The following is a 25,495-nucleotide window of genomic DNA, read 5'->3' on the forward strand; positions in this document are numbered from 1 at the left end:
AAATAAAAAGTTATTAACTCTGAAAATGTAATTGCAAACAATTTTTTTATGTAAAAGTGAAGTGGTATCGTTTCATTACACGATTTTTATTATATAAAGTTAAAATCATAACAATCATTTAAAATAATTAATGAATTGTGACATATCCATACCCCGGGTAGCTTAACGGGTCGGCAGGAGAAAACCTGAGCGATTACGGGGTAATGACATTTCTCAAGCCATCGGCGGATGGAGGCTTTATGGTGTGGTGGAAAGCGGCAAAGCAGCAACCCAATGTGAGTAAACCGGCACAACCGGCAGCGACAAACAGACTTTGGTTACAGGTGTTGGAACCGCGCATGATGTTTGACGGTGTGGCCGTTACCACCGTAGATGCCAGTGCCACACATCATGCCGATAGCGCTCAGGATACGGCTGATACCAGTAGCGCCGCTCACGTCGCGGCTAGCGATACCAGTACCACTGCCAGCAGCACAGCCAGCACAACCAGCACAACCAGTACAGCCAGTGCGGCCAGCACCACCACTTCTGCCAGCTCGGTAACCACCGCAACGACCACTACGGCGGAGGCCAGCGCCGCCGCTGCCACCAGCAGTAAATCGGATACCACGACGGCCGCAAACACCACCACCGCCGTCGCCGTCTCTGACGCCAGCACCGCAGCACATACCACCACCGACAGTGCCAGCGCGGATATCGCCAGTGCGGTGGTTGATGCCAGTACCACCCATTCCGTTGCCAGTGCGCCGCAAGTGGTGTTTATCGAATCTGATGTTGCCAATTATCAAACCATTATCAGCCAACTCCCCTCCAGCTATGAAGTGGTGGTGCTTGACAGTAACAGTGATGGTTTGGCCCAAATTGCGCAGTGGGCCTCAACCCATAGCGGTTATGGCGCAATGCATATTATCTCTCACGGCGAACAAAATGATCTGATGCTGGGTACCCTTGAAATTACCAGCGCCAATGTGGCCAGTCACCAAAGTGAGCTGACGGCCATCGGTCAGTCACTGGCACCAGGGGGCGATATTCTACTGTATGGCTGTGATATTGCCGCAGGCACTACGGGGGTATCGTTGATTAATGCGTTGGCGCAGGAGACGCAGCGCAGTGTGGCAGGTTCAACGGATGCCACCGGGGGCACTGCTGCCGGGGGCGATTCGGTGCTGGAGTACGGCACAGATACCCTGCATGTGGCTACTCTCGATCTTTCTGCTTACGACGGGATATTGTCCCGGCCGGTCTCGGGGAGTACCACCTTTAGCTTGTCTCAGAACGTCATCTCTAATGAGGCAGGTTCTCAGGTAACGGCATCTGATGTGAGCGGTTGGGATTTTACCTTGAACCTGGCCAGCGCAGCTAATGGTTCAGCAGCCATATTAACCGACAATCTGGAAACCCCTCACGACACCCTTGATGGGGCGAGTGATGGCGCTATCGCCATCACCAATTTCAGCGTCAAGTCCAATGACGGCAGTACCTTTACCCTGAATTCCGTCAATGTTATTGCCCAAACGTTAAGCAGTGGTAACACTGGCTCAATCGAACTGATTGGTTATCTCAATGGCCAGCAGGTTGGCAACCTGACACTCATTGTCACTGATGTAATGGTCAATGGAAATTACACCACCTTTGATGTGTCAGCCAACAGCGCCTTTAAAAATATCGACTCTTTCTCTATTCAGGGTGTGTCCGGCACTACCGTGTACGGAGCACTCGGCTTTGACACCATTAATGCCACCAATTTTCACTTTGGGCCGGCTCTGATTACCAGTGCCAGCAGCGGTGCCTATAGTGCCGGGAACGGGAGTGCAGTGGTAGTAGACAGTGGTTTGACGTTGTCTGACGCGGCCAGCACGACACAATCTTCGGCTACCGTGTCGATCACCGGTAATTTTCATTCCGGCGAGGATGTGCTGGCCTTTACCAATACCAGCACGGCGACCTACGGCAATATCGTCGCCAGCTATAACAGCAGCACCGGGGTATTAAGCTTTGTTTCCAGTGGTAACACCGCCACTAATAATCAGTGGCAGGCTGCTCTGGAAGCCGTGACCTATCGGGACACCTCGTTGTCTCCTTCAACGGCGACCCGAACCATCAGTTTTTCCATTAGCGATGCGACCTATACCAGTTCGACGGTAACCAAGAGCGTCACTGTGGCCGCCGATGTGGCACCGGTTATCGCTAACCTTAACGGTGACAGCAGCACCTTTGCCGCCGCCGCCGGCGGTGGTGCGGTGCATCTTGATACCGGCACTGCCGCACTGGTCACCGACAGCGATTCCAGCAATTTTAATAGCGGTAATCTGACCGTGCATATTTCTGCCAATGGTCAGAGTGGCGAAGATGTGCTGGGCGTAGACACCAGCGGCACATTGACGTTAAGCAGTGGCACCACCGTGGGCAGCACAGTATCGGTTGGCGGCGTGGCGATTGGTACCATTGCCAGCAATGGTGACGGGGTCAGTGGCCATGATCTGATTATTACCTTTAACAGTAATGCCACTGCGGCACGGGTTTCCTCATTGGTGGGGGCACTGGTTTATTCAGACAGCGCTTCGAGCCCCAATAATGCCACGCGCACGGTTCAGGTTTCGGTAAATGACGGACATGGGCAGACCAGCACCGCCAACCTTAGTGTGGCGATAAGTAATGCCGCACTGTTGACGGCCAGCGGTGGCAGTGCCGCCTTTATTGCTGCGGATAATGCCAGTTCAACCCCGGTAACAATAGACAGCGGATTGACCATTGTTGACCACGCCAGCGCAACCCTGGCGAGTGGCGTGGTAACCATCAGCGGTAATCTGGACAGCAGCCACGATATATTGTCTTTTACCAACAGCAACAGTACGACCTTCGGTAATATTTCCGCCAGTTATAACAGCGCCACCGGCGTACTGACCTTAACCTCCAGTGGTGCTACGGCAAGCATTGCCCAATGGCAGTCCGCCTTGCGTGCGGTGACCTATAGCAATAGCGCCGTGACGCCGAGTACCGCCACGCGGACGGTAAGTTTTCTGGTCAGTGACAGTGGCAGCAATAACAGTTCGGCGGTGACGCGTACGGTGACGGTAACGGATGTTGATCAAACCCCGATTGTGGTCGCCAGCGGGGGCAGCAGTGCCTTTGTCTCCGGTGATAATGTCTCGTCAACACCGGTGGTCGTCGACAGTGGTTTGACCCTTTCTGATGGTGATAACAGCACCCTTGCCAGCGCAACCGTGTCGATAAGCGGCAATTTCCACAGCGGGGAGGATGTGCTGGCCTTTACCAACTTCAGTTCCTTGAGCTTCGGAAATATTGTCGCCTCCTATAATAGCGCTACGGGAGTGCTGACCCTTAGTTCCAGCGGTGCCACCGCAACGGTAGCGCAGTGGCAGACCGCACTGCGCAGTGTGACTTATACCGACACGGCTGTGACTCCCAGTACCGCCACGCGAACTATTTCGATGGTGGTGAGTGATGGCAGCAAAAGCAGTGCCACCACCACTCGGCAGGTCACGCTTACTGCCACTGACCAAACGCCGATCGTTACTGCCAGTGGTGGCAGCAGCGCCTTTACGGCTGGAGATAATACGGCCTCTGTGCCCGTGGCGGTGGATAGCGGCATTACGCTGTCAGATCTCGACAACAGCACATTAGCCAGCGCCACGGTATCAATCACCGGTAATTTCCATAACGCAGAAGATGTCCTGGCCTTTACCAATACCAGCGCGTTCACTTTTGGCAATATCTCTGCCAGTTACAATAGCAGTATTGGTGTGCTGTCATTAACCTCCAGCGGAGCAACAGCAACGCTGGCGCAATGGCAGGCCGCCATGCGCGCCGTTACCTATATCGACACCGCGATAACGCCTGTCACCGCCTCGCGCACTGTCAGTTTTATGGTCAATGATGGTGTCAAAAACAGTGCCAGCAGCACTCGTCTGGTGTCGGTAGCCGCCGTTGACCAAACGCCGATTGTTGTCCTCACCGCAACCCCCGTTAACTATACGCTTGGTAGTCTGTCGCCGCTGGTGGTTGATAGCGCGCTGACCCTTTCTGATCGTGATAATAGTACGTTGGCCAGTGCAACGGTGGCCATTAGCGGTAATTTCCATAGCGGCGAGGATGTGCTGGCCTTTACCAATAACAATACCGGTCTCTACGGCAATATTGCCGCCAGCTATAACGCCGGCAGCGGGGTAATGACCTTAAGTTCCAGCGGTGCCACGGCAACGGTGGCCCAATGGCAAGCGGCCTTGCAAGCTGTCACCTATCAGGATACTTCCGCCTCGCCAAATACCGCCACCCGCACTATTGCCTTTACCGTGAATGACGGTACCAAAAACAGTGTCAGTATGGTGCGCAGCCTGACCATGGCACTGCCTGTACCGACCGTGGGCGGATTGACTGCGCCGACCGATACCGGCAGCAGCCAAAACGACGGCATTACCAACGATGTGACGCCAACCCTGACCGGTACCGCGCAATCAAGCAGCACGGTAACAGTGTGGGTTGACGGTAGCTCTGTTGGCACCACCACCGCCGATGGCAGCGGTCAGTGGAGTTATAACCTGAGCGGCGGCGTGGCTGAAGGGACGCACAATATTACGGCCACCGCCACCATTGGCGGTGTTAGCAGTGGTTTTTCCACGGGCTATCAACTGGTGATCGATACCTCCACGCCAGCTTCCCCATTAAATACTGCATTAGCCACCAGCAGCGATACTGGCAGTAGCAACAGTGATGGCGTTACCAGCAATAACCAGCCGACGGTGACCGGCACTGCCGAAGCTAACAGCAGCGTCACTGTCTATATTGACGGTGAGGCGGTGGGCACGACGACAGCGGATGAAAGCGGAGCCTGGAGCTATAACCTGGCCACGCCGTTGAGCGATGGCACTCATAGCCTGCGCACCACCGCCACTGATACGGCAGGTAATAGCAGCGCCCAGTCCGTACAGCGCACCATTACTGTGGATACCCAGTTACCGGCAACGCCAGACGCTGTGCAGTTAAGCAGCAGCAGCGATACTGGCAGCAGCCATAGCGATGGCATTACCAGTAATAACCTGCCGACGCTGACCGGCAATGCCGAAGCCAACAGCCGCGTTACTGTCTATATTGACGGTGAGGCGGTGGGTACAACGACGGCGGATGAAAGCGGAACCTGGAGCTATAACCTGGCCACGCCGTTGAGCGACGGCAACCACAGTTTGCGCACCACCGCCACCGATACGGCGGGCAATAGCAGCGCCCAATCGACCCCGCGCACCATTACCGTGGATACCCAGTTACCGGCAACGCCGGGCGCTGTGCAGTTAAGCACCAGCAGCGATACCGGCAGCAGCCATAGCGATGGCATTACCAGCAATAACCAGCCGACGGTGACCGGCACTGCCGAAGCCAACAGCCGTGTCACTGTCTATATTGACGGTGAGGCGGTGGGTACAACGACGGCGGATGAAAGCGGAGCCTGGAGCTATAACCTGTCCACGCCGCTGAGCGATGGCAATCACAGTCTGCGCACCACCGCCACCGATACGGCGGGCAATAGCAGCGCCCAGTCGGTTGCGCGTACCATCACGATTGATACCCAGGTACCTGCCATCCCGGGCAGCGTGCAGTTAAGCACCAGCAGCGATACCGGCAGCAGCCACAGCGATGGCATTACCAGCAATAACCAGCCGACGGTGACCGGCACTGCCGAAGCCAACAGCAGCGTCACTGTCTATATTGACGGTGTCGCGGTGGGGACAACGACGGCGGATGAAAGCGGATCCTGGCGCTATAACCTGTCCACGCCGCTTGGCGATGGCAATCACAGTCTGCGCACCACAGTCACCGATACGGCGGGCAATATCAGCGCCCTGTCCGCGCCGGGAAATATCACGGTCGATACCCGCGCACCGCAAATAGAGAGTTTTAGCGCATTGAATCCCTTAAACAGTGCTGCCGGCCCTCTCTCTTACCAGTTGGTCTTCAACAAGTCAGTGGCGGCGTTAACCGTCGATGATCTCAGTGTGATCACCAGCGGCAGCGCCCAGGGGACAATAGCGTCGATCACTCAACTGAATGCCACCACCTATCAAATTGTGCTGAACAATATCGGCGGCAGCGGTTCGCTGTCACTGCTGCTGAAAAGCGGCAGCGTCAGCGATATTGCCGGCAATTTGCTTACTGGCAGCCTGTCAGCACCGGTTTATCAAATCACTGCCGTAACTCCGCCGACAACACAACCGACGACCCCGCCGACAACATCAACGCCGGTTGTTGCGCCGGTGCAAAATATTGTCAGCGCCCCGATACCGCCATTGGCGGTCCCTCAGACGATAAGCAGCGATAACAGTCTGGCGCGAGTCCCCAATACGCCGAATATTGTTTCAGCAGCGGTGGTCAATACCGGTACGACATTAAGTTCGGCTATCGGGCAAGCGCCGTTATCCGATGTCGGACGCGCTGCGCCAATGGGCAACTCATTTGTGATGATCGGCGGAACCTCCTTCGACAGCGGCGGTTTTAATATTTCATCCGGTTCTCTTGCTACGCCAGCTTATATCAGCAGTCAGTTACCGGCAGCGGGAATAGCCTTGCAGGTCAATCCGGAGATCGGTGCAGTCCCTTTGGTTTCTGGCCAGTCATTCAGCATTGCCCTGCCGCCCGCCACCATCATGACCCGAGAGGCAATGTCCAGCCTGAGTATTTCGGTCAGACAGAGTAATGGCCAGCCGTTACCCTCCTGGGTCACCTTCGATGCCAACACTGGCCGTTTTTCCGGCCAGGTGCCTGCCGGGCAGCGTGCGCCGATCTCCATCGATATCAAGGTCGTGGATAAAAACGGCCATAGTGGCAGCAGTCATATGATTTTGAATGTCGGGCAGAAAACGGCAGTACCTTCGGCGGCCAGTCGCCCGGTACCGGTAGGCAAAGTCGGTCTGGATCAACAGATTGAGCAGCATCACAGCAGTTTGTTGCAGTCGGCCAGAGCGCTATTACAGCGAAATACCCCAAGCTAAAGGTAGCAAGGGTTTAAACATTAAAACGACACGCTGGACTTTAATAAAAATAAAGAGGGATGACAGCATGCAGGTCAATTTACACGCAAAGCGCTCTATCGGTGGTTTTCAACTTCTTCCGCTGGCCATGGTGTTGATATTAGCCGGCTGTACGGTGAAACCACATCCATTAACGGTACAGGAACGTCAGGCTAGCGCAGCGGCCGACCGAGTGACGATGTTTGGCCATCAGGAGCGGATATCGGCCCCGGTGACCCTGGAAGATGCCATGGCGCGAGCGTTGAAATATAACCTCGACTACCGGGTCAAGTTGATGGAAGAGGCGATGGGACAACGCCAGTTGGATCTCTCCAATCTGGATATGTTACCGAAACTGGTCGCTTCGGCCGGGTATACCTCACGCAGTAACGATAGTGCCTCTTCGTCAGAAAATATTGCCACCGGTGAACAGTCACTGGCGCCTTCTATTTCCACCGAAAAGCGTGAACGCGCGATGGATCTCAGCCTGAGCTGGAATGTGCTGGATTTTGGTGTCAGCTATTACACCGCCCAGCAGCAGGCCGATCGTGTGTTGATCCTCGAACAACGTAAACGCCGAGTCGCGCAGCAACTGGTGCAGCAAGTCCGTGACGCCTGGTGGCAGGCGGCGGGTGCCCAACAGTTGCAGGGACGAATAGATACCTTGTTGCAACAGGCGCAGTCGGCGCTGGCGGATGCGACCCAAGTAGAAAAACTGAAATTACGCTCGCCGCTGGAGGCACTGACTTACCAACGGCAATTGCTGGATGTTATCCGCCAGATGACCGCGATCCGCAGTGCGCTGGGGCAGGCCAAACCTCGCCTGGCGGCCATTATGAATGTCTCGCCGGGCGTGGATTTCACGATTGCCGTCCCCGACCAAATGCCGTTGCCCAAGCTGAATATTCCGTTGGACAAGATGGAAGATATGGCTCTGCTCAATCGTCCTGAAATTGTCGAGGCCAACTACACTCAGCGTATCAGCGCCATGGAGACCCGCAAGGCAATTGCCAAGCTGTTGCCCGGCGTAGAATTTAGCGTCGGTACACAATATGACAGCAATAAATTCCTCACCAATAACACCTGGAGTAATGCCGGTCTGCGTATCAGCTGGAACTTGCTGAACCTGTTTAGTGCCGTGCCGATCACCGAAGCGGCCAAGGCGCAGGTGGATGTGGCCGAAGCGCAACGTCTTGCACTGAGTATGGCGGTCTTGAGCCAGGTGCATATTGCCTATCTTGACTTCACCGGCAAACAGCAGCAATTCGCGCTGGAGAAACAGTTGAGTCAGGTGGATCAAACCATTTATGAACAGACGCGCAATGCCGTCGCCAGCGGTGCCTCGGCGCAGTTGCAGGGGATTTTGGCCGATGCCAATGCGGTCTTTTCATCACTGCGCCTCTACCAGTCCTATGGCGCGTTGCAGAATGCCTATGGTCAGATGGGATCCAGCCTGGGGTTAGATCCGCTGCCGAATAATACCCGAGGCTACGATCTGGCCTCATTACGCGTAGCTTTTAACGGCGTTGAGAGCAACTGGCAGAAAACCATTGCCGGAGAAAAACAATGAAATATCGCCGACTATGGATAGCCTGCAGTTTTATCGGCGCCACTCTTACTGTTGCCATGGGCAGCGCCAGTGCCGCTAACGCACCGGCGTCTGCCGAACCCGCCAGCGATGCCGGCGGAGAAGGTGTGCGGATGCAGTTGATCTCTCCTCATGCCGTCACGCTTTCCGGTGAGATCGCCGCCAAAATTTCCTCGCTGCCGGTGGCAGAAGGAGAGAGCTTTCATCGCGGGCAGCCATTGATCGAGTTTGACTGCGGCACCTATCGCGCGCAGTTACGCAAGGCGCAGGCGGCACTGGAAGCCGCCAACCAGTTAGTCAAGGTCAATAACCAACTGGCGAAATATAACTCGGTCGGCTCACTGGAGTTGACCCAGGCGAAAGGTAAAGCCGAAGAAGCGGCGGCAGATACCAGCTATATGCAAAGCGTGGTGTCAAAATGTGTGATTACCGCGCCCTTTGAGGGACGGGTAGCCAAACGTCAGGCCGCGGTTTACCAGTACGCCAATCCGGGGATGCCGATATTGGATATCGTTGACTCGGGATCGCTGGAGATCCGGATGCTGGTGCCGTCAAAATGGTTGACCCGGTTAAAAGCGGGCAGTCATTTTTCCGTGACCATTGATGAGTTGGGCGAAAGTTTCCCGGCTAAAATCAAACAGCTGGGAGCACAAATTGATCCGGTGAGTCAGACCATTCTTGCCATTGGCACCATTGATGGCAAGGCGGATAGACTGCTGTCGGGCATGAGTGGCTGGGCAAGTTTTAAATAGGGTATTCATGGAACAGGAACACAATCAGTCGCTGGCCATTTTACTGCACTTGTTACATCGGGCAAGGGAGTGTCAGGGGAGTGCCCAGTTGGGTTTTGTGATGGTTAACGAAACCCGACAATTACTCACTTATCGCCAGGCCGCTTTCTGGTCCGAAGGCCTCCGGCGGCATGTTGCCAGCCTGTCGGGCCTGGCGGATCCCGACCCTACCGCCCCCTATCTGCAATGGCTGCACAAATTGTTTGCCCATTTGGCGCAACAGCTTGACCATCAGGTCAACAGCCACTGTTGTGATGCCACTTCCATGCCGGATGAGCTGGCCAGCGAATGGTCAGCCTGGTTACCCGAGTATGGCCTGTGGTTGTCGCTGGGAGAATATGGTGCACTGTTTTTAGCCCGTGAGCAGCCATGGAGCGATTATGAAATCAAGTTGGCAGAGGAGCTGGCTCACGGTTATCAACATGCCCTGAGCAAATATGCCCCGCGCCGCAACTGGCGGCGCGTTGCCCTGGCCTGGTTGCAGGGTGGCCGTTACCGTAAGGCCTGGCTGATGGTGCCGTTGTTGGTCTGTTTTTTCCCGGTACGCATGAGCGTACTGGCCCATGCGGAAGTGGTCCCCAGTGAACCGCTACTTATGCGTGCGCCGCTGTCCGGGGTGATCGACAAGGTGCTGGTGTTACCCAATCAGCGGGTGGCCAAAGGCGATGCCTTGTTCTCGCTGGATGAAACGGTTCAGGCCGGGCAATATGCGCTGGCCCTGCAGGAAGCCCTGGCGGCCAAAGAGAGTTTTCGCGTCAACGCCCAGATGGCGGTGACCGATGATAAAAACCGGCTGGAGTTATCCCAGGGTAAAGCCCGGCTGGAAGCCAAGGATATCAGCGCCGACTATGCCGGACGGGAAGTGGTACGTCTGCATGTTGCCGCTCCCCGCGATGGCGTGGTGGTGTTTTCCGATCGCAACGACTGGCAAGGCAAAGCGGTGACCCTGGGGGAAAAAGTCATGACCCTGGCCGATCCGGACAAGGTCGAGCTGACCGCCTGGTTACCCGCCGCCGACGCCGTCGATCTGCGCCCCGGAAGCCCGGTCACTCTCTATCCCAATGCCTCGCCGCTAAATGCCTATGATGCCACCCTGGTGCGTATTGCCTATAAGGCGGAAGTCAACGACAGTAATTTGCTGGCTTACCGTATGCAGGCGCGTTTTGACAGCCAGCAAAAATTACCGCTGCTCGGACAAATGGGCACCGCCAGAGTATATGGCGACAGGGTACCGCTCTGTTATTACCTGCTGCGTCGCCCGTTAACGGCGGCACGGCAATGGTTGGGATGGTGATCGATGGACAATCCGCAACTGCCCGCCTTGCGCCAGGAATTAACCCTGCATAATGGCCCGTTGCAGGCGGACGGTTCACCCGGCTGGTTGCTGCACGACCCGGCAGCCAACCGCTTTTATCTGCTGGGATGGGCCGGATTCGAATTGTTATCGCGCTGGTCGCTGGGCAATGCCTCTGCTTTGCTGGCACGGGTCAACACCGAAACCACCCTGCAACTCGGCGATGACGATCTCCAGCAACTGCTGCGTTTTTTAAGTGGCAATCAGCTGCTGCAAGTGACGCAAAGCGACAGTCTCTGGCAATGGCATCAGCAACATAAGGCCGGGGCGCTGATGTGGTTGCTGAAACACTATCTGTTTATCCGCATTCCTCTGGTCCGCCCCGACAAGCTGTTGCAACGCCTGTTGCCCTGGCTAAGCCTGGTTTATCGGCCATTATTCTGGTGGCTGATGGCCGCGGTGATGGTCAGCGGACTGGTACTGGTTTCCCAGCGCTGGGATGCTTTTACTCATACCTTTGCCAACTATGCCGGCTGGAGCGCGGCGCTGGGGATTGCCGTCGCCCTCAGCCTGGCAAAAGTGGTGCACGAGCTTGGCCATGCCTTTACCGCCCGTTATTTCGGCTGTCGGGTACCGGCGATGGGGGTGGCTTTTCTGGTGATGTTGCCGGTGCTGTATACCGACACTAACGATGCCTGGAAACTGCCTGACCGCCGCCAGCGCCTGTTGATTGGTGCCGCCGGCATGTTGGCGGAACTGACGCTGGCAGTCTGTGCCACGCTGTTATGGTGTTTTCTGCCGGATGGCCCGCTGCGTGCTGGAGTTTTTTTGTTGGCGACCACCACCTGGGTGGCAACATTACTGATTAATGCCAGCCCCTTTATGCGTTTTGACGGCTATTTTCTGCTCAGTGACTGGTGGGGAATGCCTAACCTGCATGCCCGCGCCTTTGCCCTGGCGCGCTGGCAGTTGCGCCGCAGCCTGCTGGGCCTCGACGACCCACCGCCGGAGTATTTCCCGGCATCCCGGCAGCGTGCTCTGCTGATTTTTGCCTGGGTCACCTGGTTGTATCGGCTGGTGGTGTTTACCTCCATCGCCTTTCTGGTTTATCACGTCTTTTTCAAAGCATTGGGAACAATATTGCTGATGGTGGAGTTAGGCTGGTTTATTGTCAGGCCGATCTTCGGCGAACTGAAGGTCTGGTGGCGGCGACGTGCCGACTTGCGTTGGCAGGGAAGAACCTGGCGCAGCGCGGCATTACTGACCGCCGTGGTGCTATTTTTTGTGTTGCCGTGGCACGGCGATATCTCCAGTCCGGCGGTGATCGGCGCAGCGCAGTCTCAGGGGTTATACGCCGCTGAAGCTGCCGATGTGGCCGATGTCCGCGTGCAAGAGGGGCAACAGGTACAGCCAGGGCAGATCCTCGCCATCCTCTCTTCTCCGGCACTGGAATATCAGTTGGCGCAGGCGAAAGTGATCGCCACCAGCCTCGCCTGGCAAGTGACACAGCAGCCGTTTAACAATGATTTGCGCAATAAAGGCGGCACACTGACCACGCTGCTGCTGGCGGCAAAACAGCAGGTAGCCAGCCTGCAAGAGCAGCGCGATCGCCTGACATTAATTGCGCCCTTTGCCGGACGTATTGCCGATGTCAGCGACGCCTTGCGCACTGGTACCGTCGTGACCCAGGGGGAGCGATTATTACAGGTCGTGGGCCTGGAGGGCGTGCGCGGCGAAGTGTATGTCGACGAAGAAAACGTCGGTGATTTACACCCTGGCGATATTGCGCGTTTTATTGCTGACAGTGGCGATAGCGCGGCAATAACCTGTCGTCTTGGGCAGGTTGATAAACTGAACCAGAACACGCTGGAGCAACCTTTGATGGCGTCAATTTACGGTGGACCGATCGCCAGCGAGCTGCGCGGGCAAGCGATCGAACCGCTGACGACCGTATTTCGCGTTCCGCTGGAGTCTTGCGAGCAACACATTGCGCCACTGCGGGAATTACCCGGCAAGGCGAGATTACATGTCACTCCCCATAGTTTGCTGCAACAGGGCTGGCGGCGGCTGGCGGTAGCGGTGGGCAGTGAGGCCGGGGTGTAACGGATAAGCGCGGGCAGGCACTTCCCCCTCCGCCCGTACGCGATAATTGTCTCAGGCAAGGAGTGACAGATGTCAGCTGACGTTAATTTTTCTACTTTGTGTCATGATCTGGTTTTACGGCCGGCAAAGCCGACGGATGCACCCTTTATCGAAGGGATTTATCATAGCGCCCGTCCGGATCTGTTGTTGATTGACGGCAGCCCTGAGCTGATCGCCAGCGTACAGCAGCAACAATGGCAGGTCATGACCATGGGCAGTGGTGAAAACAACCCCAATGCCATGCATTTTATTATCGAAAAGCAGCACAGCCAGTTGGGTGTGGTGATGGTCGATTTTGGCCATCAGGAAGTACGTATCATCTTTCTTGCCATAGTGCCGCAAGCCCGAGGGCAAGGCTATGGCAAACAGGTGCTGCAAGGGTTGCAGCAAGCGGCACAGCGAGTCGGCTGTCCACTGGCCGCCGTGGTATGGCAGCACAATACCCAGGCACAACGGCTATATCGCGAATTAGGCTTTGTTCCGCAGGACTGCGCTGAAATGGCCAATAAATGGTTGTGGTATCCGGCGCGTAACAAGATTTTCGTCGGCGCGGGTTGAGGCTGGCAGGGGAGAGTTGCCCCTGCCAGAACGTTCTAGTTAAAAATTAGCTGAAAATAGCTGAACTGATTATCCCGTCCCATCGCGCCGGTGCGGCTGATATTAATATCCTCCAGTATCTTCTGCGCTGTGCTTGCCGATGCCGGTAAGCGCAGTTGTCCCACTACATCAACCAATGGCGTTAATGGGTCAGCGGTCAACTCGACAATAAAAGGCACGCGATTGTCTTGTAGATAGGGATTCTGCGCCCGTGGATTTTGGCGCACTGCATGCACCTGTAACGCCAATTCCGGGTAGGGCGCAGCATGCAAATAGCAAGTCTGACCCAGCAGCGGCATAAAGTCGTCGCTACAAATCTTATCCAGCATCCTTTTCTCCTTATTAAATATACTCAGTAGCCAGCTCTCGATCAGTCTCGGGTCGGGTATAGGCCCTGCAAGGCAATACAGAAATTCAGTGCCAGATAAGGAGGCAGCAGATTAACCGGGGTATTGCTGCCGGGTACCGGATTGACCGTGGCGCTGTCGGTGCTACCAGAAAGACTTGCTCCCTTGACATCCACCGGGGAACTTAACGCCGTGGACCAAATATTGGCTAGGCCGGTACCGCCGCCCGACGCCCCCAGATAGGGGTTGCTGACACTGGGCGCGCTGGCGGGAGCGGCGGGTGCTGCCGGGGTGGCGACACCGGCAGCCTGAAATTTGACCGCGACTTGCGTTAAACCATGGGTATGGGCAGGTAGCGGCATGGTAGGCAAATTGCTGCTCAGCAGGGTAACGGTTTCATGGCCGCCAGTGGCAGCAATGTTGAAATTGGTATTGCCTGTAGGGTTAGGTGCTGCCTGTCCGGTACCGATAGGCATACGCCCACAGAGATTCGGCAACTGGAAGTTGGCAGGAGCCGTTCCCCCATAATAGTTACCGATTAGCGCATAAAGCGCCTGATATTGATTAACCTGAAGGGTTTGCCCATTGCATGATGCCCAATAAACGGGAGGGTAGTTAAAGGCAAATGGCAAGATAGTACCAATAAAAACATCCATATTTATTCCTTAATCAATGATAGTGAGTGACAGATTGGAAAACGGGATATAACCACAAAAATCTTGTCTATTGAGTGTGGACAATAATAGTTATTTGTCTAATGTACTTAACTCAAATTTATTGCTTTTATATTTACACTAGGTCAAACAATGCTTTGTGGATGAGCAAATAGTTAAATATTTATCTCTGCAAAAATAAGCGGTTGGGGCCAGGGAGGTGGTTTGTTTTATATTTTATTATGACCGCATGAAGGCTGTTTTATCTTTTTGTTATTATTTTCAAAGTGTTGAGGTTAATGGGTTGCTTTGGGGGATTTTCACGGAGGTATTAACTTATGAACGAGCTGCGAGCAGGTAGTTGTAATGTATTGCTGTGTGTGCCGAGCGTCGTTACAGGCCAAAAATAGTTATCGTTCCTGCCGATAAATGACGCTTAATTGCGAGTGGCAGGGTTGCAATAACATTAAGCACAAAATATGATAAACGTCATAGAGATAATATAATCTGTGTGTAGTTAATGCCGGTGATATAATAACTAATAGCAATTAAAATACTCTCGGCGGGCACCGCTAACGTAATGTGGACCAATCAGTCTGCAAGAGGATCGTTGAGCAAGCTTATTCTTTGGCTGAAAAGTTGTTAACGAGCGCTCAATCAGTGCCAGACATGACCGCGCATACAAACAACGAGGCGCTATAGCTGAATCGATAAAGCCTATGCCACCAGGCTAAACATTATACATTTTTTGCCGATAAGCTATTAAGAACCGTATGGAGGCTGCATTGTGCTGACATGTTGCTGAACTAAGGTGAAGCTGTCAGTAAAACGACAAGCTTTCTGGATGAAATTTATCTTAAGGGCGTGATATTTTGCCGACTTCTCGTAAGCATTTCAGGGGTAAAATCCTTATCGGGTTCAGCCTGTTTATATTGCTCTATATTCTTTCTTCCACGTTTGATGGTCGTGAACATTTGTTCGCATTTTTTGCAAAATATGAGCAATACAACGCCGATGAACTCTTTATTGCCTTGATTGTTACGGGGTTTGTGGGTTTATTCTATTCGTTGATTCAAATTAAAAAAATGTCTAAAGAGATTGCCCGGCGCATTGAAGCAGAAAAAAATCTGCTGTGGATCTCGCAACATGACCCTCTGACAGAACTCCCCAATAGAAAGCAGCTGGAAAATTTCATTTCATGCGGCGAAAGCTGTAATGATCAAACCAATTACGCGGTTTTTCGTATTGTGATCAACCGCTACAAAGATATCAATGACCTGCTGGGCAGCGACCATCGTACTGAAATATTACGGCTTATTGCCAAGCGGCTGTTATACATGTTCCCCAATAATGTCTATAAGCTGGCAGGTGATGAACTGCTGGCTTTAAAACCCAATATAGACAATACCGATCTGGCCCAGCTCGCCGAGCGGGTGATAAGAAAAATTTGCAGCCCGATCCATATCAATGCCATCACCTTTAATATTGGGACCAATATCGGTTTCGCCCGTTTCCCTGAAGACGGTGCCGATCTGAGAAGAGTTATTCAATACTCTGATTATGCACTGAGTTTTGCCAAAAAATCGGGCAGGGACCAGGCTAAAGCCTATACCCCGTTGATGCAGGCTGAATTTTTAGCGAAAGCTCAGCGTGAGCATGATTTCAAAAAAGCCTTGGCAAATAAAGAATTTGTCACTTACTACCAGCCGCTGGTTGATCTTAAAACCGAAAGAACCATCGGTTTTGAGGCGCTGGCCCGTTGGGAAATTACCCCGGGCAACTTTATTCCGCCCGATCAGTTTGTTGCCCTGGCTGAAGAAACCGGCAATATCACCGAGCTGACCGAGCAACTGTTACGCCTGGCCTGTCGTGATGCCCTCGAATGGCCAAGCCATATTACGTTGTCATTTAATATCTCGCCTATCCAGATGTCTGATAAACAGTTGGCAACCAGGATTATGAGCATACTGGCTGAGGTCGGATTCCCCGCCGAACGCCTGGAAATTGAAATCACCGAAACTGCGCTGCTGCGCGATATCAATGTCGCCAGATTGACGCTCAGAAAGCTGAAAGACGAAGGGATTAACATTGCTCTTGATGACTTTGGTACCGGTTACTCAAGCCTGTCGCAGCTGTGTAATTTCCCCTTCGATAAGCTAAAAATCGATAAAAGTTTTATCGATACCTTTCAGCTTAATGGAAAACAGGAAAAGGCTATTCTTGCCGTTCTGTCTCTGGCCAGCGCGCTGGACGTAAAAGTGGTAGCCGAAGGCATTGAACACGTCAGCCAACTTATTCGTCTGCAGGAGCTGGGTTGCGATATCGGCCAGGGCTATCTGCTGGGCAAGCCGATGCCGCAAGCCAATCTAAAAAAAACAGTACCCTGGGCCATCCAGGATATTTTTAACCTCGATCCTGAAAAGGCGCAGTAAGGAATAAGAGGATTTTGCTCTTATTCCTTGAATAACTGCGGCCTTTTTCTATTAGATACCTAACGCTTTTTTCACCGCGTCTTGCGCCGGTTGTCCACTGCGGGTGGTGACACCGTTAAGCCAGCCGTTCAGCAACTCCGGACGTTTTGCCAGTTCGACACGGGCAGCCGCTTCCGGTGTTTGTTTATCATCCAGTACGCGGGTGATAATGGCATTTTCCAGCGGCACATCAAATTTCAACTGGGTAAAGAAGCGATTAAGGTTCGGGCACTGGCTGGCAAAGTCTTTGCGCGTCACCGTATTAACCGTTGCGCTGCCATAATGTGGACCAAACCAGGCGTCGCCGCCGCTAAGATAAGTCAGCTTAAAACGTGTGTTCATGGCGTGCGGTTCCCAGCCAAGAAACACGATCCACTGCTGGCGGTTTACCGCGCGGGTGACTTGCGCCAACATACCGCTTTCGCTGGACTCCACCAGGTCCCAGTTCTGCAATCCGTAGTCATGTTTGTCGATCATCTTCTTGATGTTCTGATTCGCCGGTGCGCCGGGGGCGATGCCGTAGATCTTGTGTTCAAATTTATCGGCATATTTTTGCAGGTCAGCAAAGTCTTTTACTCCCGCCGCCGCCACGTAATCCGGTACCGCCAGGGTAAATTTGGCCGCTGGCAGGTTGGCAGCCACCACTTTTACCGATCCATCCTCGGTAAATTTGCCGATCACCGGTGCCTGTGCTGGCATCCAGTTGCCGAGAAACACATCCAGTTGGCCGGTTTTAAGGCCCTGAAAGGCCAGCGCCACCGAGAGGTTTTGCACTTTTTGCTGGTAGCCGAGGGCGTTGAGCACCACGCCGGACACCGCATTGGTGGCTGCGATATCCGTCCAGCCCGGGTCGGATTGATTAACAGTGGCACAGCGTGCCTCATCTGCGGCGAAGCTGCTTAACGGCAGCAAACTGGCACTGGCCAGAAGCATAAGTGTGGTGAGTCTTTTTATCATCATCATTATTTTCCTGCTGGGTGTGAAGGGCGCGGATAACGGGCAAAAGCTTCTTGCTCATCCAGCGTCTGGTGGTTGCGAATATAACGTTGGGATGCCGCCCGATATGGCTGAAAATCCCACTGTGGAATGGCATCGCGACCGGCGATCTCGGTTAAAAATAATCTCTTTTGCTGGCTGGCAAGTACCTGCTTATTGAGCGCGGCCAGATCCCAGCGCGAGGCGACTTCGTTGGCGAACCCCTGCATCGTCTGTTGATAGGCCGGTTGCGTGGCCAGATTGTGACGCTCCAGCGGATCCTGTTGCAGGTTGAACAACTGCGGTGCTTCGGTCATGGAATGGATATATTTCCACGGGCCGCGGCGGATCATCAGCATCGGGGCCAGCGCGCCTTCCGCCAGATACTCGCTACAGGCTTCATCCGGGCCATTTTCACCATTAAGGTAGGGCAGCAGACTATGGCCGTCGAGTGGTGCCACCGGATGCTGCAGCCGCGTTGCACCGCCTGCCAGCTCCGTGAATGTCGGTAACAAATCTACCAGTGACACGTTCTGCGCGACGCGCCGGGGTGCAAAGCGTTTGGGGTTATGCACGATCATCGGCACCCGCGATGCCCCTTCAAAAAAGGTCATTTTGTACCATAGCCCGCGCTCGCCGAGCATTTCACCGTGATCGGCGATAACAAAAACAATGGTATTTTCTGCCAGGCCGGTTTCTTCCAGCGTGCGGATCACTTCGCCAAAGCCGTCGTCGACATAGGCCAGCGCGCCGTAATAGGCATGACGCGCCCGGCGAATATGCTCCTCGGTCAGTTGACCCTCTTCTAACTGATACATGGCGCGCAGACGCTGTGAGTGGGCATCATTTTCCACATCGTTGATGCCGGTTTGCGGCAGATCGATCTCCTCCTGCTGAAAACGCTCGAGATAACGACGGGGTATGGCAAAGGGATCGTGGGGATGGGTCAGCGAAAGCAGCAGCAGAAATGGCCGATCTTCAGGTTTTCGCGCCGCGTCATAGAGGCGTTGACGCGCCATAAACAGCGCTTCGTCATCAAAATCGAGCTGATTGGTGCGCACGCATTCCCCGGCTTCCAGCACCGAACTCATATTGTGATACCAGTCAAGACGGCGCTCAGGATGCCGCCAGTCCGGCGTCCAGCCAAAATCGGCCGGATAGATATCGGTGGTCAGCCGTTCGTCAAAGCCGTGCAGTTGATCCGGACCGCAGAAATGCATTTTACCGGAAAGCCAGGTCTGGTATCCCTGCTCGCGCAGATAGTGGCAGAAGGTCGGCGAGTCGGCAGGGAACTCGGCGGCGTTATCATAGACACCATGTTGCGACAAAAACTGCCCGGTCATCAGCGAGGCACGGGAAGGGGCGCACAGCGGGCTGTTGCAATAGGCGGATTCAAACACCACCCCCTGGCTGGCCAGACGGTCAATATTCGGCGTCAGGCTGACGTTATTTCCGTAAGTGCGCAGTGCCCCGGCGGTTAACTGATCGGCCATAAGAATAACGATATTCGGTTTATTTATAAGCATTCACTAGCCTGAAGATAAATTTAATAATCAATGTGTGATATTTTTATCGCATGCCTTTTTGTTCCTGTGAAGAGGTTATTAAATTATCAAGGCATAAGGTGACATTATGGCAGGGAAATTACAATTACCCCCTTTACAGGCTTTAGTAGTATTTGAAGCGGCGGCACGACACGGTAATTTTACCGCTGCCGGAAATGAACTTGGACTTTCTCAACCGGCAGTCAGTCAGCGTATCCAAATGCTGGAGAATTTACTTAATGGACCGCTATTTGAAAGGCGACATCGCGGGGTGCAATTAACGGTTTCCGGTAATGCCCTTTACCAGATTGTCCGCACCAGTCTGATGGATATCAGCGAGCAGATTGAACGCACTCGCTACCAGCGAAGTACCTTGCGCATTGACACCGATATGGGCTTTGCCAGCTACTGGTTAATGCCGCGAATGAACGCGCTACAGGCACTGATCCCCGGCGTGGAGGTGCAGGTTTCCACCTCACCGAACGACTACAATTTTCGCGATAACAATGCCCATCTGGCCATTTACTTTGGCAGTGGCAACTGGCCGGGAACTCATGCGCAGAAGCTCTTTCCCGAAGATGTTATTCCCGTTTGCAATTATGATGTTATGCAAAAAATTGGCAGCGACCCGGCAGCAGAAACGTTACTCAATTACCCTTTATTAAAACTGCCAGAAACCCGCCCACAGCGCTGGTTAACCTGGGAGGACTGGTTCCATGCGCAGGGTGTGGCGCTCCCGGCGCAGGCCGGTTCACGCACCTTTAATGCCTACTCGCTGGTGATCCAGGCAGCGCTCGAAGGGCAGGGTATCGCCCTTGGCTGGCGGCCGCTGATTTCCGCTCTGCTGGCCAGCCAACAGTTGTTTGTTTGCGGGGCGCAGGTGCGCACCGAACGGGGGTATTATTTGATCTCTGCAGGCAATAAACCGGCGTCCGCGCAGCAGGAAAAAGTCACCCGCTGGCTATTGGATGAAGCTTGGAATTTTCATCATTAAACGGCGCTATTGCCGAATGATGAATAAGCTAATGCGAAATTTATCTATCGATTTTTTTAAAAGACGTAACCTGTTTTTGATATTTAGGTTAGCGTGTAAGGGTTTTCTAAAATATATGATGCCACTATGCCGCAACCCATAATTGAATTACGCCATGTTTTTAAAAATTATTCCGCAGGTGCTAAAAGGAAACTATTTTCCCGTGCATCAGTCGCCGAACCGGTCAATGCTTTAAGTGATATTAATTTACAGATCAATCCCGGTGAAATTTTTGTTATTGTCGGACTCTCTGGATCGGGAAAATCAACGTTGTTACGCACGCTGAATTTTCTTATTCAGCCCACTGCGGGGGAAGTGCTGTTTCAGGGACAGGCACTGAACAGCCTGCGGGCCAGCGAGATGATCGCCCTGCGGCGCAAACAGATCGCCATGGTCTTTCAGTCCTTTGCCTTGTTTGCCGAGCGTACGGTATTGGATAACGTCGCTTTTGGCCTGGAGGTGGCGGGGATAAGTCGCGAGCTGCGGCACACGCGGGCAAAAACCATGCTCGAGCAGGTAGGGCTTGGACAGGTCTGTGACCAGTATCCGCATCAGCTTTCCGGCGGTATGCAGCAACGCGTCGGGCTGGCCAGAGCGTTACTGATTGATCCGGCGGTATTGCTGATGGACGAAGCCTTTTCGGCGCTGGATCCTATTATTCGCCGCGAGATGCAGTCACTGCTGCTCAGTTTACAGCAGGCGCAGCAACGCACTGTGGTGTTTGTCACCCACGATATGGAAGAGGCGTTACGGCTGGGTACGCGCATTGCCATTATGCAGGAAGGCAAGCTGGTGCAGGTTGGCACTCCGGAAAATATTATTAATGCCCCTGCTTCTCCCTATGTGCGGCACTTTTTCTCTGGCGTGGATACCTCGCGCTGGCAGTTGGCCGAATCTTACGCCGATGTCTGGCAGTCACCTGAGTAGATAAATCTATGGCCTATCCTCTGGATTTTAGTCGGCAGATCGACAGCGGTATTCACGCCTTGCTGCTCAATGCCGGTGGTTTTTTTGACGGACTGTCGGCAGGTATTGACGGCTTTGCCGGTGGTCTGGAAATGTTGACCGGCTGGTTAACGCCCTGGGGACTGGTGTTCCTGGCGGTAGCCATTGGTCTGTGGCGTATCGGAAAGGGCTTCGCGCTTTTTGCGTTGCTGGCCACCCTTTATATTGTTTATAGCGGCTATAGCGAACATGCCTCGATCACCCTGGCGCTGACCCTTTCCTCAACCTTTTTTAGCCTGTTGATTGGTATTCCCCTCGGCATTTGCAGCGCCCGACGTGCGGCGGTGGGCAGTCTGGTGCGCACTCTGATGGATTTTATGCAGACCATGCCAGCCTTTGTCTATCTGATCCCGGCTACTATTCTGTTTGGCCTTGGGCGACCACCGGGGATCTTCGCCACTATCTTATTTTCTATGCCGCCGGTGGTGCGTCTGACCGACCTCGGTATCCGCCAGGTTGACGCCGCGCGTATTGAAGCCGGGCTGGCCTTTGGCTGTACGCCGTGGCAGCTGCTGTGGAAAGTCCAGCTTCCCGCCGCGCAGCCGGCAATTATGGCCGGGATCAATCAGACCATTATGATGGCGATGTCGATGGTAATTATTGCCTCAATGGTCGGTGCCGGTGGTTTGGGCAACGATATCCTCAGCAGTATTCAGCAACTGGATATTGGTCTGGGTTTGCAAAGCGGTTTGGTGGTGGTGCTGATGGCGATGCTGCTCGATCGACTCTCTGCCAGCTTTGCCAGAAAACAGGGGGGCAGAGTATGAGTCAGGCGTTTCATCTGATGGCCAAACCTGCCAGTTACCACTGTAATCTGGTCTGCGATTACTGCTTTTATTTGCCCAAAGGGCAGACGGTGCTGCAACGGCAGGCCGATACCCGACAGATGTCGCAACCGTTGTTACAGCGATTTATCAAAGAGTATATCGCCAGCTCGCCGGGTAACGAGGTGGCCTTTACCTGGCAAGGTGGCGAACCCACGCTGGCCGGGCTGGATTTCTACCGCCGGGTGGTGGCTTTGCAACAGCAGTACGCCAATGGCAAGCGCATCGTCAATAATCTGCAAACCAACGGCGTGCTGCTTAACGACGCCTGGGTGGCCTTTCTGGCCGAACATCATTTTCTGGTGGGGGTGTCGGTAGATGGGCCACAGCATTTGTACGATGCCATGCGAAAAACCGCTCACGGCGGCAGTGTGTTTCAGCGGGTGATTGACGGGGTGGCGCGTTTACGCCAGGCGGGCGTGGCCTTTAATCTGCTGGCGGTGGTCAATGAGCAAACCGCCCGTTACCCGCTGGAGGTTTACCGCTTTCTGACCAGTGAACTGGGGGCCGAGTTTGTGCAGTTTATCCCCGCTGTTGAAGTGCTCCCCGAGCGACTGGCGGCGGCCGAGCGGTTTGGCGAAACAATCTGCCTTGAGCAGGGGCGCGTAACGCCCTGGTCGGTATCTGGCGAGGCCTACGGCAACTTTCTTATCACCATTTTTGATCACTGGGTTCGCCACGATGTCGGACGGGTCTTTGTGCAAATTTTTGATAACACCCTGGCTGCGTGGGCCGGAAAGACTCCCGACCTTTGTGTTATGCGTGCTAACTGTGGTGCATCGCTGGTGATGGAACAAAACGGCGATATCTATAGCTGCGACCATTTTGTCTTACCGCAACATCGTCTGGGCAATATTATGACCGACTCCCCGGCGCGACTGGCGGCCAGCAAGCAGCAGCGCCAGTTCGGCAACCAAAAAACGCCGAAATCTGCCCAGTGCCAACAATGCCAGTATCGTTTTGCCTGCCAGGGCGGCTGCCCAAAACACCGCCTAATTCCCGAGGGCAAGCATCAGCGCAATTATCTGTGCAGCGGCTATCAGGCGTTTTTCAGTTATGTGGATCCCTATATGACCTGGATGGCCAATCAGCTTGCCCAACACCAGCCCGCCGCCGGCATAATGAAAGCCGCACCATTTATTGCCGCCCAGGCTGGCAGTTAACCGAACCGCTTAGACCCTTTTTTCTTCTCATCCTGTAACCTATTGATATTCCACCCTGTAGCCAGGTATCGCAAAAAAAGGGTTAACCGCGCTAAAACAGGATCGGCTATTGTCTTATAAAGAGATAATGGCTTTTTCTAACGGTTTACTGCCATCATTTATTGTCTAACTTTTTGATAAAATTGTAAAAAATAAAGATGGCCTGGCAGATTTTTCCTTAGCTTTTGGTAAACGTGCCACTGGCGAAGCTAGCGTCGATGGTGTTTCGGCAATCTTCGTTCCCGCGCGGATCAGTCGCTTTTTTGCATTCTTCAATTTTGGCCTGGCGTTCCTTGTCATGCGTCTTGAACCATTCAAAATTTTGCGAGGCAGCGTCGGCACCGCAGGTAGTGAGCAGTACTGTGGCCAGCAGGCCGAGCGGAAGTATTCCCGTTTTCATGAATCGCCTTAGCGATGATTGATTATCCAGGAGACTATGCGCAGATCGCCCGTCCTTGTCCTTATGCCCCACTCCGCGACAGCTTGAAAGGTTATTAGGATTATGAGAAGATTAAATAATCTAAATAACCGGGAGGGTAGTCATGCGTACCTCAAATAATCCAGGGTTTTCCACGCTGGTTGGGACCCCGAAAGAAGTGCAGACCCACTTGGGAACATCACAGGCGGGTCGTGTTTTAGCCGTTTCCTTTGATCATATTGACGATGCGGCCACCATTCAGATACTGGTCGATAATTTATCCAATATGGCTGCGGCGATGGCCGAGGTCTTTAAGGAACGCCAAGAGAAGCAATCACTCGATCGCCTTGCCGATGTATTGTTACCTAGTTACCCGGTCGCGCCACATATCATGAAAGAAGCCGGTATGCAGACCCGTGCCCGCAAAGCGGTGCTAGACAGCGGCAACTGGCTGACGGCTCTGGAATTAGCAGAACTAGCTGATTTAAGCTTGACCAATCCCAGCGTCCAACCGAACAAATGGAAAAAAGCAGGGCAAATCTTTGCGATCCGCCACAGGGGAATCGATTATTTTCCTGACTATGGCCTGGATAAGAACACACACTATCGGCCCTTGAAGGTCATGGCTCAGATAATTGAAATATTTTCAGGGCAGAAGGATGGTTGGGGCATGGCTTTCTGGTTCATGTCGGTTAACAGTTTTCTGGGGGGAAAGCGTCCACAGGATCTGCTGGCCGTTGAGCCTGAACGTGTTATTGCGGCAGCCAGGGACGAGGTAGAAGGGGTTTTACATGGTTAAACCTCCCAGGTTAGCGGCGTCAACCTCAACCAAGCGCCTACCGAACCGCACCGCAGGAGTGACGCCACAACCGCAGGGTACACTGAACATCAGCTTAACCACGCTGGCCGCAGGTACGGTGCTGCATCGTATTCATGACCAACAATATAACGCCGTGCAGTTCAATCCAAGCATGGGGGGAAATGCACGTTTTAGCCCGATACAGAATAGTAAAGGGGTGCCAATCCCGACGCTTTATGCGGGGATTACCCAAAATTGTGCATTGATGGAAACAGCATTCCACGATGTGCCCTATGTGCCCGGATTCAAAACTGTCGATAAAGGCAAACTTATCCAGCTTGTGCATTCCATTGTCGAGACGACTTCAGACTTAACGTTGGTTGACCTGGCCAGCGTCCCACTGCGAAAACTGGGCATAACACGCAATGAACTGATTGATACAGAGAAAGATCAGTACCCAGTGACACGGCTGTGGGCCAAAGAGATTTATAGCCAATGCCCGGAGGCACAGGGGCTTGTCTGGATTTCAAGACAAGATGACTCGGCAAAGGCGATAGTGCTCTTTGGTGACAGGGTTAATACTGGGGTGCTGCAACAGAGTGGTGATTCTCTCAGTATCACGGAAGACTCTGCGACATTTACCGCGGTGCTCGAATTGGCAGAACAGCTTGATGTTCTGATTGTGCCTGGCAAATAACAGAATGAAGATGTCTGACAACGAAAGTGGTCAGACATCTACGGGTATTCCAGAGTCTTTAAAAGACTGGTTGCAAAATATGATTGAATTATCACC

General features: G+C 53.6%; 18 protein-coding genes. 13 read left to right on the forward strand and 5 right to left on the reverse strand.

Going from position 1 to position 25,495, the window contains the following annotated elements; translation table 11 throughout:
• The first annotated feature begins 239 nt into the window (after positions 1–239).
• The 6 genes from GW590_RS04950 to GW590_RS04975 all read left to right on the forward strand — a co-directional run bounded on the left by GW590_RS04950 (position 240) and on the right by GW590_RS04975 (position 13,392).
• Positions 240–7,001, forward strand: coding sequence for an Ig-like domain-containing protein (locus GW590_RS04950; protein WP_169401906.1), 6,762 nt, complete (start codon positions 240–242; stop codon positions 6,999–7,001).
• A 67-nt stretch (positions 7,002–7,068) separates the two neighbouring features.
• Positions 7,069–8,589, forward strand: coding sequence for a TolC family protein (locus tag GW590_RS04955; protein WP_169401907.1), 1,521 nt, complete (start codon positions 7,069–7,071; stop codon positions 8,587–8,589).
• Positions 8,586–9,359, forward strand: coding sequence for an efflux RND transporter periplasmic adaptor subunit (locus GW590_RS04960; protein WP_211186643.1), 774 nt, complete (start codon positions 8,586–8,588; stop codon positions 9,357–9,359). The genes GW590_RS04955 and GW590_RS04960 overlap by 4 nt, the downstream gene beginning before the upstream one ends.
• A gap of 7 nt (positions 9,360–9,366) precedes the next feature.
• Complete coding sequence (locus tag GW590_RS04965; protein WP_169401908.1) at positions 9,367–10,692, forward strand: efflux RND transporter periplasmic adaptor subunit; 1,326 nt, start codon at positions 9,367–9,369, stop codon at positions 10,690–10,692.
• Positions 10,693–10,695: 3 nt separating this feature from the next.
• Positions 10,696–12,795, forward strand: a complete 2,100-nt coding sequence (locus GW590_RS04970) for an HlyD family efflux transporter periplasmic adaptor subunit (protein WP_211186644.1) — start codon at positions 10,696–10,698, stop codon at positions 12,793–12,795.
• A 69-nt stretch (positions 12,796–12,864) separates the two neighbouring features.
• Positions 12,865–13,392 (forward strand): GNAT family N-acetyltransferase, encoded by a 528-nt coding sequence (locus GW590_RS04975; RefSeq protein WP_169401909.1) that lies wholly within the window; start codon positions 12,865–12,867, stop codon positions 13,390–13,392.
• 35 nt (positions 13,393–13,427) lie between these two features.
• Here GW590_RS04975 and GW590_RS04980 read toward each other — a convergent pair whose 3' ends face one another.
• Together GW590_RS04980 and GW590_RS04985 are read right to left on the reverse strand one after the other, a co-directional pair.
• A complete protein-coding gene (locus tag GW590_RS04980) occupies positions 13,428–13,760 on the reverse strand; it encodes a hypothetical protein (RefSeq protein WP_169401910.1) in 333 nt (110 codons plus the stop codon).
• Positions 13,761–13,801: 41 nt separating this feature from the next.
• Positions 13,802–14,434, reverse strand: coding sequence for a phage tail protein (locus GW590_RS04985; protein ID WP_169401911.1), 633 nt, complete (start codon positions 14,432–14,434; stop codon positions 13,802–13,804).
• 869 nt (positions 14,435–15,303) lie between these two features.
• Here GW590_RS04985 and GW590_RS04990 point away from each other — a divergent pair.
• Positions 15,304–16,863, forward strand: coding sequence for a putative bifunctional diguanylate cyclase/phosphodiesterase (locus tag GW590_RS04990; protein WP_211186645.1), 1,560 nt, complete (start codon positions 15,304–15,306; stop codon positions 16,861–16,863).
• 51 nt (positions 16,864–16,914) lie between these two features.
• Here the strand turns inward: GW590_RS04990 and choX are convergent, their stop codons facing one another.
• Positions 16,915–17,865: a choline ABC transporter substrate-binding protein gene (choX, locus tag GW590_RS04995; RefSeq protein ID WP_235955858.1), complete on the reverse strand. Its 951-nt coding sequence runs from the start codon at positions 17,863–17,865 to the stop codon at positions 16,915–16,917.
• A complete protein-coding gene (betC, locus tag GW590_RS05000) occupies positions 17,865–19,403 on the reverse strand; it encodes a choline-sulfatase (RefSeq protein ID WP_169401912.1) in 1,539 nt (512 codons plus the stop codon). The genes choX and betC overlap by 1 nt, the downstream gene beginning before the upstream one ends.
• 106 nt (positions 19,404–19,509) lie before the next feature.
• On the opposite strand from betC, the gene GW590_RS05005 reads away from it, so the two are divergent.
• The 4 genes from GW590_RS05005 to GW590_RS05020 all read left to right on the forward strand — a co-directional run bounded on the left by GW590_RS05005 (position 19,510) and on the right by GW590_RS05020 (position 23,446).
• Entirely contained in the window at positions 19,510–20,415 is a 906-nt protein-coding gene (locus GW590_RS05005; RefSeq protein ID WP_169401913.1) for a LysR substrate-binding domain-containing protein, read from the forward strand.
• A 126-nt stretch (positions 20,416–20,541) separates the two neighbouring features.
• Positions 20,542–21,381, forward strand: coding sequence for a betaine/proline/choline family ABC transporter ATP-binding protein (locus tag GW590_RS05010; RefSeq protein WP_169401914.1), 840 nt, complete (start codon positions 20,542–20,544; stop codon positions 21,379–21,381).
• Between the two features lie 8 nt (positions 21,382–21,389).
• The gene (locus GW590_RS05015; protein WP_169401915.1) at positions 21,390–22,226 is read left to right on the forward strand and encodes an ABC transporter permease; all 837 of its coding nucleotides are present in this window, start codon (positions 21,390–21,392) and stop codon (positions 22,224–22,226) included.
• Complete coding sequence (locus GW590_RS05020) at positions 22,223–23,446, forward strand: anaerobic sulfatase maturase (protein ID WP_169401916.1); 1,224 nt, start codon at positions 22,223–22,225, stop codon at positions 23,444–23,446. The genes GW590_RS05015 and GW590_RS05020 overlap by 4 nt, the downstream gene beginning before the upstream one ends.
• Before the next feature lie 217 nt (positions 23,447–23,663).
• On the opposite strand, the gene GW590_RS05025 is transcribed toward GW590_RS05020, so the two are convergent.
• Positions 23,664–23,885 carry an EexN family lipoprotein gene (locus tag GW590_RS05025; RefSeq protein WP_169401917.1) on the reverse strand — a complete coding sequence of 74 codons (222 nt, stop codon included), beginning with the start codon at positions 23,883–23,885 and terminating at the stop codon, positions 23,664–23,666.
• A 142-nt stretch (positions 23,886–24,027) separates the two neighbouring features.
• Here GW590_RS05025 and GW590_RS05030 point away from each other — a divergent pair, with 142 nt between their 5' ends.
• Positions 24,028–24,702: a hypothetical protein gene (locus GW590_RS05030; RefSeq protein ID WP_169401918.1), complete on the forward strand. Its 675-nt coding sequence runs from the start codon at positions 24,028–24,030 to the stop codon at positions 24,700–24,702.
• The gene (locus GW590_RS05035; protein WP_169401919.1) at positions 24,695–25,399 is read left to right on the forward strand and encodes an RES family NAD+ phosphorylase; all 705 of its coding nucleotides are present in this window, start codon (positions 24,695–24,697) and stop codon (positions 25,397–25,399) included. Before GW590_RS05030 ends, GW590_RS05035 begins: the two co-directional genes overlap by 8 nt.
• Positions 25,400–25,495 lie beyond the last annotated feature (96 nt).

It is taken from the genome of Rouxiella aceris, from assembly GCF_012933545.1.
Taxonomy (GTDB): Bacteria; Pseudomonadota; Gammaproteobacteria; order Enterobacterales; family Enterobacteriaceae; genus Rouxiella; species Rouxiella aceris.

What these genes read in the sequence shown, in the direction of transcription:
- GW590_RS04950 (WP_169401906.1), top strand. Translation starts at nt 240, where the DNA reads ATGGTGTGGTGGAAAGCGGCAAAGCAGCAACCCAATGTGAGTAAACCG.
- GW590_RS04955 (WP_169401907.1), top strand. Translation starts at nt 7,069, where the DNA reads ATGCAGGTCAATTTACACGCAAAGCGCTCTATCGGTGGTTTTCAACTT.
- GW590_RS04960 (WP_211186643.1), top strand. Translation starts at nt 8,586, where the DNA reads ATGAAATATCGCCGACTATGGATAGCCTGCAGTTTTATCGGCGCCACT.
- GW590_RS04965 (WP_169401908.1), top strand. Translation starts at nt 9,367, where the DNA reads ATGGAACAGGAACACAATCAGTCGCTGGCCATTTTACTGCACTTGTTA.
- GW590_RS04970 (WP_211186644.1), top strand. Translation starts at nt 10,696, where the DNA reads ATGGACAATCCGCAACTGCCCGCCTTGCGCCAGGAATTAACCCTGCAT.
- GW590_RS04975 (WP_169401909.1), top strand. Translation starts at nt 12,865, where the DNA reads ATGTCAGCTGACGTTAATTTTTCTACTTTGTGTCATGATCTGGTTTTA.
- GW590_RS04980 (WP_169401910.1), bottom strand. Translation starts at nt 13,760, where the DNA reads ATGCTGGATAAGATTTGTAGCGACGACTTTATGCCGCTGCTGGGTCAG.
- GW590_RS04985 (WP_169401911.1), bottom strand. Translation starts at nt 14,434, where the DNA reads ATGGATGTTTTTATTGGTACTATCTTGCCATTTGCCTTTAACTACCCT.
- choX (WP_235955858.1), bottom strand. Translation starts at nt 17,865, where the DNA reads ATGATGATGATAAAAAGACTCACCACACTTATGCTTCTGGCCAGTGCC.
- betC (WP_169401912.1), bottom strand. Translation starts at nt 19,403, where the DNA reads ATGCTTATAAATAAACCGAATATCGTTATTCTTATGGCCGATCAGTTA.
- GW590_RS05005 (WP_169401913.1), top strand. Translation starts at nt 19,510, where the DNA reads ATGGCAGGGAAATTACAATTACCCCCTTTACAGGCTTTAGTAGTATTT.
- GW590_RS05010 (WP_169401914.1), top strand. Translation starts at nt 20,542, where the DNA reads ATGCCGCAACCCATAATTGAATTACGCCATGTTTTTAAAAATTATTCC.
- GW590_RS05015 (WP_169401915.1), top strand. Translation starts at nt 21,390, where the DNA reads ATGGCCTATCCTCTGGATTTTAGTCGGCAGATCGACAGCGGTATTCAC.
- GW590_RS05020 (WP_169401916.1), top strand. Translation starts at nt 22,223, where the DNA reads ATGAGTCAGGCGTTTCATCTGATGGCCAAACCTGCCAGTTACCACTGT.
- GW590_RS05025 (WP_169401917.1), bottom strand. Translation starts at nt 23,885, where the DNA reads ATGAAAACGGGAATACTTCCGCTCGGCCTGCTGGCCACAGTACTGCTC.
- GW590_RS05030 (WP_169401918.1), top strand. Translation starts at nt 24,028, where the DNA reads ATGCGTACCTCAAATAATCCAGGGTTTTCCACGCTGGTTGGGACCCCG.
- GW590_RS05035 (WP_169401919.1), top strand. Translation starts at nt 24,695, where the DNA reads ATGGTTAAACCTCCCAGGTTAGCGGCGTCAACCTCAACCAAGCGCCTA.